We start from the raw sequence: 11,709 nt of genomic DNA on the forward strand, positions 1-11,709 counted from the left end.
CCAATATGAAAATCGTTCAAACTTCCTGGGCATGTAACCAAAAAGATATGCTGAAATTTAATGCTGGTTGGTATTCTCCCGAATATCATTTAATGGGCTGGGCTTTAAGCTGTCTGCAATTAAAAAAATATTATGATGATGTTGTATTACATGCCGATACCGTTACAGCGAAAATGCTGATTGATGCCCTACAACTTCCATATACAGATGTAATATGCGATCTTGATCAATTCAATCAAAACCCATCTGAATTATGGGGCTTGCCCAAGATACACACCTATTCGCAACAAACCACTCCGTTTTTACACGTAGACGGAGATGTAATTATTTGGAAATCTTTTGATGAACAACTACTTCATGGCGATTTGATAGCGCAGAATTTGGAGGTTGGGACAAACTTTTACGAAAATATATTTGGAGAATTAGAAACCAGGTTAACCTACATTCCAATTGAAGTAGCAGAAGAAAAAGAAAAAAAAGATAAGATATATGCCTACAACGCCGGGATCATAGGCGGCAATGACTTGAGTTTTTTTAGCCTTTATACAACACGAGCAAAGGAAACAATAAGCAATAATGCCGACTGTCTCTCAAATATTACTGTTGGCGCTTTCAATATATATTTCGAACAATATCTTTTTTATTGCCTCGCAGCTAAATTTGATAAAAAGGTGAATGTGTTATTTGATGACATCATTCCTGATAACCAATATAAATCCTTCGGAGATTTTACAGAAGTGCCTTTTAACAAAAACTATCTGCATCTTATAGGTCAATTTAAAAGAACTTCGAATGTTTGTCAACAGCTGGCAAACAGGTTAAGGCAGGACTATCCTGAATATTATTACCGGATAATTGCTTTATTTAAGAATCAACAGACTCCCTTAAAAAAAGATTATTACTATTTTATTAATAAGCCCACCGAAAAATATTTAACAGATAGATATTTTGATTTAAAGGCCTGCCAACAAAGTCCGGCAATGGTAATTTCTGAAAAAAATACCGGTATTAATTCAGAAACCAAACGTGAGTTGCAAAGTAAAATAGTTGAAAACGTATTAGAAGCAATCCAGAATACAGAAACAAACAATAAAGATGATACCATATATTCTAAAATGCTAAGTGATGCAAAGGCATTTGAGGCGAGGCTTACTGACATTATAGAAAACGATTTTTCTCAACATTCAAATGAATTTCTGTATAAACGAGATATCGTACACACTAATTATTTTGAATACATTTTTGCAGACAGAGGTAATAGTTATACTAAGAAGATCGTAGCAGATAAAATAGTTCAAATAACGGAAAGCTCGTTTGACTGGAGGTCATTTGATACTGAAAATAGTAAAAATATAAAGAAACGCCCGCTAAATTTAAATGAAACTCCAACAGTTGTTTATGTATGCATTATACCAGAGTGCCATTACAAGGGCTATTCATTGTCAATAATTGATGGTTTGGATATGAGATTGTTACAGATATCAGAACAGCCAGTAACAATAAACGAGGTATTAACTGAAATAAAGTCCGTTTTTGAGCCGGATGATCTTAAAGCTTCTTCAGCCGAATTTGAATTATTAATTATCGGAAGGATAAAACTTATGTTACAAGCCAAAATAATTAAAGCCTTTAAATAAAAGTATATAAAGATGCAGGCTTTATCTTGCTCGATTGCGCATTGATTGTTATGCTCAGAAGCCGGCCAATATAAGTAAACAAAACAGCCTGGATGATATGCAATATAAACATAGATGACGATTCTATAAAAAAGGGAAACAAAATTTACCGCGCCAATAATCACAAAGCAAAAAAATGAAAAATCGAACCTTTATCCCCGCGTTTATTATTAACAGCAATAACAGTACATATGGCACAGAAACTGTTTTGGATGAATTTTTAGGAAAAGAGGAATTTCTGGTGAACATTGTACCGCCCGTAATTGATGAAAATAATGTAATAAGCCTACCGAAAACTATTCAGCACATTATCCGAAAAGTAATGGTAACTGATATCGATTGTGTTTTAATATGCCAGGATGATCACCGATTTACCGATAGTTATTCAAAGAATAATTTATTTGAGTGCATTAGTCAGGCCAAAGAATTAGGCGCCGATATTTTATGTGGTGGGTTGGGTATATTTAGAAGTGCCTTAAGGGTTTCAAAGCATATTTTTTGGGTAGAAGATTTCGCGGGATTGCCATTTACAATTATCTTCCGCTCATTCTTCGAACCCATTCTAACAAGTGATTATGAAATTTTCCCATTTAGTAATGGTAAATTTTTTATATATCCTTTTATCTCACTTAAGAAGGAACCCGTTCGTGATAACGCATCACCAATCAATACCGAAATAAGCAGAACGGAAAATGAAAGGGGATGGGCTTCTGCACAAGTTGAAATATTAGATAATATTTCAGCATTTTATAAGGAATTTTCCGGGCAAAAGCAGGGCGATTTTAACGAAGATGAATTTGATGATGTAGCTATCCCAACCTATATTATTAATCTTCCCGAACGACCAGAACGACTGGACCATATAAAAAAGCAATTTGTCGGAAAGGATGAGTTCAATGTTCAAATAATTGAAGCATGCAGAAACCCGATTGGTGCGGTTGGACTTTGGGAAAGCATTCGGAAGATAGTAAAAATAGCTATGGATAATGAAGATGATGTAATCATTATTTGTGAGGACGATCATCAGTTTACTGCCGATTATTCCAAATCACTTTTACTTAAAAATATACTGGAAGCTAATGAACAGCATACGGAAATGATTTCGGGCGGTATCTGTGAGTTCCATAAAGCCCTTCCCGTTACCGCTAACAGAGCTTGGGTGAGTACTTCGTTTTGCACGCAATTTATAATTTTATACAAACCTGTATTTAATAAAATATTAGATACACCCTATGACGATACGGTAACGGCAGACGCAATGCTTTCAACGATAGTAAGTAATAAAATGGTGTTTTTTCCATTTATCTCCGCCCAAAAGCCGTTTGGCTACTCAGATGTAACTAAAGGTAATCATGAAAATATAGAGTTGTTTGCAAGGTCGTTTTATCGCGAAAACACAAGATTAAAGCGAATATATGAAGCGAGGGCTACTTACTCGAGTTTACAAATGTACTGACAGTTATTATATGCAATAATATCTCGATTCAAAATATTTAAGAACAATCAGTCGATGATTGCGTGCTCATCACCTATTAATAGTTATAAAATGAATATAACAAGACAATGTATCCCCACTTTTATTATTAACCCCCAAAACCGGGTGGCCTTTAAAGAAAATAGCTTAAAGGAATTTAATGGGAAAGAGGAATTTGCAGTGAACTTTATGGAACCCTTTATCGGTGAAGATAAAAAAGGCGACTTATGGAAAACTATTCAACAAATTATACAAAAGGTAGCAAGTACAAGCGCCGATTACGTTTTGATATGTAAAGACAGTCATCAATTTACAGATAATTATTCGACGGATAATTTATTAGAATGTATCAGGCAGGCAAAAAAGTTAGGTGCAGATATTTTATGTGGTGACGTAAACTCATTTGGGAGTGCAATAAGGGTTTCAAATAACTTATTTTGGGTAGAAAACTTTCCGGAATCGCAGTTTACAATTATATTTCGCTCATTTTTCGAGGATATATTATTGGCGGATAAAAGTATATTTTCAATTACAAATGGCCAATTTTTTATATATCCATTTATATCAAATTTGAAAGAATCAGAAGATGCCAGTTCAAAGTCAAAAAATAATGAAGTGGGCGTGAAACGACCAAGTTTAAATATTTCGGGACAAATTGAACTAATAGAACACATTTCTGCCTTTTATAAGTCCTTTTCCATTGAAAATGCACATGACTTAAATGAACAGGATTATGATAACATAGTTATTCCAACATATATAATTAACCTTCCGGAACGAACGGAAAGATTGGAACATATAAAGAAGCAATTTGCTGAAAAAGATGAGTTCAAAGTTCAAATAATCGAAGCTTGCAAAAATCCAATCGGCGCTGTTGGCTTATGGGAAACTATTCGTAAGATTATAAAAATAGCTATTGAAAACGAGGACGATGTAATTATTATTTGTGAAGATGATCATGCGTTTACATCCGATTACTCCAGGGTATTTTTAATTAAAAATATTATGGAAGCTTATTTGCAGCAGGCCGAGATGCTTCTGGGGGGTATCTGCGCCTTGGCTAAGGCCGTCCCTATTACAGACAATAGAGCTTGGATAAGCTACTCCCATTGCACACAATTTACTATTTTGTATAAACCCGTATTTCAGAAAATATTGGACGAGCCCTATGATAATAATGTAGTTGCAGATATTTTGCTTTCCAAAATGGTGATTAATAAAATGGTGTTTTTCCCGTTTATCTCGGTGCAAAAATACTTCGGCTACTCTGATGTATCAAAAGGAAACAATGATGATAAAGAGATGTTAATCAGGAATTTTACTCGCGCAAATGCCCAACTAAAGAGAATATATGAAGCAAAAACGGCCTACCTGGACTCTCAATTGATTTGATAAAACTACCGAACATCATTACCGATGAACGCAGGTCGATTTTACATTGAAAATACTTTGTAAGCCAACAAAAATCGCCATTTTCATGGGTACGGGAAGTTGGAAGAAGCTCAAAAAACTGAATTTTGATTGCCGGATAAGAGCTGTTGCTGGAATAGTTTTGTTCGTGGAACAAATGAATTTAGTACCTGTATCACATGGACACCAGGTACATGTCTTTAACGAAAGACCTATCGAAAATTTTGTTCGTTTGTCGTAAACCCCTAATGTGAGTGATGGGTGTGGCGTAGAGTTTTTCATTTTACTGTGGATGGAGTTTATTGAATTCTTTAAAATCAATCTCCAAACACGATTTCCGTTTCATCGCTAACAAGTATCTGTTATTTCGTGTTTAGATCTGGTAAATGAGCTAAAACCAATTCTAAATTTACTTCTTCCTGCTGCCGGTCATTATTACACTGTATGACAATCCGTGTTCCGGACGCATTTTTGATGGTTATTTTCGCATCGATATCTTCGCATAAACCCCGTATTAATTTAAAACCCGTGCCGCCGTTTTCTTTGGTTTTTAACTGGTTGTCCATGCCTACGCCATTATCAGCTATTTCCAGCCTTATCTGTTCCTTAATCTTTCCGAATGCAATAAAGATCTCACCATGTTTTTGGTCAGGGAACGCATATTTAAACGCATTAGTTACAGCTTCGTTGACAATAAGGGCTAAGGGTAGCGCCAGGGAAACATCTATAATCAATTCTTCGACTCTGGTTCTGAAATTTACCTGGGCCGCGCCCTGAAAACTATCTCTTATATGTTCGATCAGCTGAGGCAGGTATATGCCCATATCTACTGATTTTAATTTTGAAGATTCGATCAGTTTTTCATGAACGAGCGACATGGCATAAATGCGATGTCTGCTAATATTTACCGCATCAAATGCATCGCCTTCAAGCGTTGCGGCCTGGTTTTCCAATAATAGCATAACCGACTGCAGGTTGTTTTTCACGCGGTGGTTAACCTCTTTAAATAAAAGTTCCTTTTCTGACAATAGCTCGTCCTTATCCTTCAATAGTGCGTTTTTATCTAAGATCAGTTGTTGAAGCGCACTGTTCTTTTGATCGATCTCTTCTTTTTGTTGTGTCAGCAAAGTATTGCTGCGCTGCTTCAATTTATATCGGCTGTAGATCAGACCGGTAATGAACAAGAGCATTACCGAACCGAAAATAGTTGCCTTCTGAATAAGCTGGTTGCGCTTTAGCTTGATCTCCTTTATTTGAGCATCGAGGGTAAGTGAGTCGATATGCCTGTTTTTTGCCAGGGTCTCATTTTCCATTTCCAGCAAAAACGCCTGATAGGCTTTTACTCTATTATAAACAGAATCCCTGAACTGCTGGCCTTTAAGAAAATGCCCGATCACAGAATTTGGATCGCGATTTACAATAGCCAGCTTGTAATACCGGTTTTCTGCCATATCGATATCTTCAATATAACTGAGCTGATGTGCCAGTGCCGTGTATAGGTCCGAATATCGATAAACCGCATTAAGTTGATCTGTTTCCGAGTAATAATAAGCAAGCCCGTTACAGGCATTCAGGATTACCGCGACATTATCTTTCGAAATCAGCGGCAGTAGTTTTTTTACTTCCTGCACATACGCTCCGGCCTCTGATAATTTTTTTGCATAAATCAGGCTATAAAGAAAATCCAGGTTTACCGAAAGCCTGTCCTTATCATTTTTGGCATTACTTTTAATTTCATTCAGAACAGTCAGCGCTTCAGCTAACCTGTTTAAGTGGATGTACTCAAAAGCAAGTGACGACGATTCCAATATCGTGAAAAAGGGGGCGTTGAAACGTTTCCCCATTTTCATTACCTCGACTGAATATGGAATTGCCCTCTTATAATCTCCAAGTCTTATAAAAGTGGAAGCAACCAGATGCTTTATCCAGGCAACTTGCATGGTAGTATCATTAACCTCTTTGGCGGTTTTAATAGCTAATAAATTATACTTTAAGGCGTTGGTGTAATCGCCTGTTCTCATCGATACCCTGCCAATATTCCAGTAGATACCTTCTACGGTTCTCCGGCTCACCGCTTTACCAAGATTTAAAGCTTCGAAAAGTAATTTGAGACCTTCCGAATTTCGCCCGCCCTGGAACAGCAAGTCGGCGTCATTTGTCAGCATAAAAGATAACCACAGGGAATTTCTGTCCTTTCGGAAAATGGCAACCGCCTTGTTTACGTAATATAATTTCTTCTCAAGTGAGTTGGAAGTGGAATAGTACCTTGATATAAGATAGTATGATCTCGCCTCACCGTCACTATTTCTGTGTTTTATGGAAAATGCAAGTGCGTTTTGAGCGATCCTTAAAGCATTATCGGGGTCTTTCTGAGAATATAAAATTTCCGCATTCAGCAGCATTGCATTAATGATCCCAAATTGAAAGCTAAGCCTTCGGCTGAGCGCCGATGCCTGAGCCGAAAATCTTTTAGCCGAATCAATGTCATTTGCACCTGCCGAAGCCTTCAAAAGCATTAAATGGCCTAAGGCGAGCTGCAGCTTAACGGTGGTCGTATCACTTTTACTTAATGCAAGTTTTTGTCGAAGTATGGGCAAAGGCAACTCATCAAAATTGCTGGTTTGCGCAAATGATGATTTTATAAAGAATAGCAGCAGGATAAACAGTTGACACTTTTTCATGAATGTGTGGGTAACAAATGTTCATCAACCAACATAAATTTAGAGATTATAATACGTATAAACAATGAATAATAATTCACGATAATCTGTCTGTTTATTTAACAACTGAACTTTTCGTGATACCCAGTTTTTTCATTTTTGAATTGAGTGTGGAAGACGGCAGCTTTAGCAATTCGGCCGCGCCACCTTTTCCGGATACTTTGCCATTACATCTGGATAGAATTTCGATGATATGCCGTCTTTCAACGCTTTCCAGGTTATTCATATCAACTGATCCCGCGCAGTCACCGGTTTTTGAATCCGGCAGATAAACTTTAGTCAGATTCTTCGTTGTAGAAAGCAGTACGCTCCGCTCGATCATATGTTCAAGCTCTCTTACGTTTCCGGGCCATGAGTAAGCTTTAAGCTCATTCATCGTCCCTGCCGAAATTCCTGTAACCTTAAATGAATGACTTTTGCTGTATCTGCCCAGGAAGAAGTGAGCGAGATAGGGTATATCCTTCCGTCGTTCGCGTAGTGGCGGTAGTTGTATAGGGAAAACATTTAGCCTGTAATAAAGATCGGAACGGAACCTGCCGGCGTCGACTTCCGTTTTCAAGTCACGGTTAGTAGCTGTGATGATCCGGACATCAACCTTGATGGTCACTTTTCCCCCTAATCTTTCGAATTCGCGTTCCTGAAGTACCCGTAACAGCTTTACCTGAATTTCCAATGGAAGTTCGCCGATCTCGTCCAGGAAAAGCGTGCCGCGGTGAGCGAGTTCAAATTTACCGATCCGCTTTTCATACGCACCGGTGAAAGCTCCTTTTTCATAGCCGAACAGTTCCGACTCAATTAGGTTTAAAGGCATTGCCGCGCAGTTCACTTTAACCATGATCTGATTTTTTCGTTGTGAGGATTCATGTATACCCCTTGCGATCAACTCTTTGCCGGTTCCTGTTTCACCCTGTATAAGCACGCTGGCATTTGAATTTGCAACAAGCGACATTAATTGATAAACCTCCTGCATTGCGCTGCTTGTGCCGATGATTTCTGAAGAATTATAGATCTGCCGGATTTGTTCCTGTAAATACTCATTTTCAACTTCTAACCGCTGTTTGAATTTAAGCAGTTCTTCATTTGCAAGAATGTTTGACATCGCAATGGATATCTGGGCACAAATGCTGCCTATCATCTTTACATCCGGATATTCAGAATCCACCCAGAAAATTCCCAGGTTGCGGCCGCCGGTCTTCAAAGGTGTCGCCACACATTTCTGGGCTCCCAGGCCCCGCCAAAAATAAATGAAGGAGGATGCTTTTCCCGCATCGATCCACTCCTGAAGTTCAAACACCATGGTCTCATTACCAGCAAGAACTACTTCCGAAATACCGTCATTTAACGGAAATACTTTATTCAGAATAAACTGCTGACCATTTTCTTCAACTCCTTTCTTAACCTTATCATCATAAATGTATATGGTCATCGTTTCCTGGTCATCGTTGATGCCGCGTATGACGAACCGGGCAATGCTCGACAATTGCCCGCTTACTTTTTCTATCGCTTTCCTCAGATCGTCCTTATTCCTTACCGATGCTATATCATGACTGAAGGCGAGCAGTATCTCTTTGTCTTTCTCCCGGCGGACCAGTTCTTCATGCATTACCACGTTCGAAACTGCAGTGGCAAGATGACCTGAAATGCGAAGGATCAGCGCCCTGTCAGACAAATCAAATACGTTGGTCTTATTGGATATAAGGATGAGCCCGAACTGTGAGCCGGAAGGGCCTGGAAGGATTTTCAAAAGCAACTCTTCCGACTCTTCATTGCCCCGTGAGCCAAAACATAGCGGCGGGTCTGTCGTTTCGAGATCCGACAATTGAAATATCAAGGGCATGTTAAGGTCGGCGGTTTCCATGAATAGATCTTTAATAAAGGAATTTGTATACAACCACTGCAACTCGGCTGCCCCTAATTGCAGGCTGGAAAGAATGAAGTTCGGATGCACCTCATCAGGCACCAGCTCGATAATGAAAAAATCATTAAAAGTGATCAACTTTTTTAATCCGTCCGTTACAGTCCTCGATAGGTCCTCGCGGGTTTTAACTTCCGCCAGATCGCGGCTGAATGCAAAAAGCAATTCGTTCGACGATTCCCTCCGTGTCAGCATTTCATTGATCATCGTGTTTGAGACCGCGAATCCGAGGTCCAATGAAATCGCATCCATCACATCTGCTAAACCTTCCCGAAATGGATCTTGATTATCAAACCATATATAACAAACCCCTACAACCTCATCTTTGATTCGCAACGGGGTGACCAAACCCTTTCTGATGCCGTACTCAAAATTTATCTTTATCCAGTAAGGCACGGCGGGCATGCTGGTAAAGTCTTTCAGAGAAACAACAAAGCTATGTCTGGCCTTTATAGCATCCCGTACAATCGGATCCTGAATCGATGCTCTTGTATTGGAAAGCGCCTTAAATTCATTTAGATCGCGCGCTTTTGAATGATGGTCGATCAGAAAGGGGTAATAAGTTCCGGTATGGGGGTCGACCGACTGAATAAATATTCCGTTGAAATTAAAATGAGTTTTTAATAAGTCCGTTAACATTTTAATCAAGTCGGCACGTTCATGAACATCCTCGATGCGCAAACGCAATGCCGTTGCTATTTGGTTCGGCCTGTCTATTTCATTGTTTATAGATTTTTGCATGATCGCAATGTGTTACACTTGAGTTGACAGATAAAGGTTGACCGGATATGAAAAACCACGTAGTCATGCCGTCCTAATTCCCGCTTAGCTGGAGTAAATAAAAAAGATCGAACTTTTTTGAATCTTTATTGCAAACCTTATGCCTTGTTTGTATGGCGTTAATAATCAGGTTCTTGATGGAAACTGGAGCGAATTATTGTTGGTATATCATTAAATTGGAAATATAAATTGACGATATATAAACAAAATCAATGCAGAATTAAATTTTTCAATGTTATGGTAAAGCAGCCCTCGGTATGTACTTTTTTAGGACTGGCTGAAATTTGCTAATATTACTTTAAAATTTAATTTCTGAAGCTTGAAACCAACTTTCCGGGGGAATTTTAAATGAAGTATAAAGCTAAAATACTGATCGTCGAGGATCAATATATTGAGGCTAACAATCTTGAGGTGTTGTTGAGAAGGGCCGGCTACCGTGTTTGTTCTATTGCGCGTTCGGTTGCTGAGGCTGTTGAAATCATTAAAAAAGAATTGCCAGACCTCGTCCTGATCGATATTCAGCTAAAGGGCCGGCAAACAGGCATCGATCTCGGCGGCCTGCTTTCGAGGAAAAATATTGCTTTCATATACCTGTCAGGGAATTCAAAGCAACAGATCCTTGATGCGGCCAAAACCACCCGCCCATATGGCTTTCTGGCAAAACCTTACCGGGAAAAGGATATTCTGATTATGCTCGAAGTTGCTTTATATGCCCATAGTGAAAATCAATCGCTAAACCGGCAGCAGTCTTCAGCAGTTGACCAAAAGGCAACTGATTATTTGATATCGGATGTAATCGGCCAGTCACCATCTATGGTTGAACTGCATAAAAATGTAATGCGCATCGCCCATTCCAACGTTTCTGTACTGATATGCGGTGAAAGCGGAACCGGAAAGGAGCTGATCGCCCGAAACATACACCTTCTGTCGCCCAGGTGCAAAAATCCCATGATATCAGTGAATTGTGCCGCGCTGCCCGCAAGCCTTATCGAGGCTGAGCTGTTCGGTTATGAAAAGGGGGCCTTCACGAATGCGTTGGACAAACGCGCGGGGCGCTTTGAACAGGCCGATGGCGGCACTATATTTCTCGACGAGATCGGTGAGCTTCCATTAGAAATGCAGTCCAAATTTTTGAGGGTCTTGCAAGAAAAGGAAATAGAAGTAATCGGCGGTACTACAAAAAAAGTGGATGTCAGGATTGTAGCCGCAACGAACCGTAACTTGCAGGAAGAGATGGTAGCGGGTAGATTTCGTGCAGACCTTTATTACAGGCTGAATGTTTTCCCCCTGAACTCGCCGCCGCTTCGTGAACGTAAGGATGACCTTCCTTTGCTGGTGAATCATTTTATTACTAAGCTTAGCCGAATTGAAAATAGCAAGGTTGCCGGGGTTAGCGAACAGGCAATGCAGGAGATCATGAACTATGACTGGCCTGGAAATGTCAGGGAGCTGGAAAATCTTATTCACCGCCATATCCTGCTTTCGGGCGAATCAATGATCCGGAGTTTTGGAAACCTGACCGCTCAGCCCGCAAGACGTGGCAGCGGAACGGATTACATGAGAACTATTGAAGAGGTTGAGCGCGAACATATCCTTGCAGTTTTAATGAAATGCAACTGGAAAGTTTATGGGCCGGGCGGCGCGGCCGAGATACTGGGGATCAAGGTTCCGACACTGAATTCACGCCTTAAAAAACTAAATATTGAAAAGACCGGCTTGAAAAAAAACAGCAGG

General features: G+C 39.4%; 5 protein-coding genes and 1 pseudogene. 4 read left to right on the plus strand and 2 right to left on the minus strand.

Annotated elements, in window-relative coordinates:
* Positions 1-5: 5 nt before the first annotated feature.
* From VF500_RS13555 to VF500_RS13565, 3 genes are all read left to right on the plus strand, one after another.
* Complete coding sequence (locus VF500_RS13555) at positions 6-1,637, plus strand: DUF6734 family protein (protein ID WP_330860183.1); 1,632 nt, start codon at positions 6-8, stop codon at positions 1,635-1,637.
* 175 nt (positions 1,638-1,812) lie between these two features.
* Complete coding sequence (locus VF500_RS13560) at positions 1,813-3,132, plus strand: hypothetical protein (protein WP_330860184.1); 1,320 nt, start codon at positions 1,813-1,815, stop codon at positions 3,130-3,132.
* Between the two features lie 90 nt (positions 3,133-3,222).
* Complete coding sequence (locus VF500_RS13565) at positions 3,223-4,542, plus strand: hypothetical protein (protein WP_330860185.1); 1,320 nt, start codon at positions 3,223-3,225, stop codon at positions 4,540-4,542.
* Positions 4,543-4,922: 380 nt separating this feature from the next.
* On the opposite strand, the gene VF500_RS13570 is transcribed toward VF500_RS13565, so the two are convergent.
* Both VF500_RS13570 and VF500_RS31785 read right to left on the minus strand, forming a co-directional pair.
* Positions 4,923-7,241 (minus strand): histidine kinase dimerization/phosphoacceptor domain -containing protein, encoded by a 2,319-nt coding sequence (locus VF500_RS13570; protein WP_330860186.1) that lies wholly within the window; start codon positions 7,239-7,241, stop codon positions 4,923-4,925.
* Positions 7,242-7,704: 463 nt separating this feature from the next.
* Positions 7,705-8,271, minus strand: a pseudogene (locus tag VF500_RS31785) (sigma 54-interacting transcriptional regulator); the annotation flags it as partial.
* Between the two features lie 2,052 nt (positions 8,272-10,323).
* Here VF500_RS31785 and VF500_RS13580 point away from each other — a divergent pair.
* Positions 10,324-11,709, plus strand: a 1,386-nt coding sequence (locus VF500_RS13580; RefSeq protein WP_330860188.1) for a sigma-54 dependent transcriptional regulator, incomplete at its 3' end; no start/stop codon positions are given.

It is taken from the genome of Mucilaginibacter sp. (assembly GCF_036383575.1).
Taxonomy (GTDB): domain Bacteria; phylum Bacteroidota; class Bacteroidia; order Sphingobacteriales; family Sphingobacteriaceae; genus Mucilaginibacter.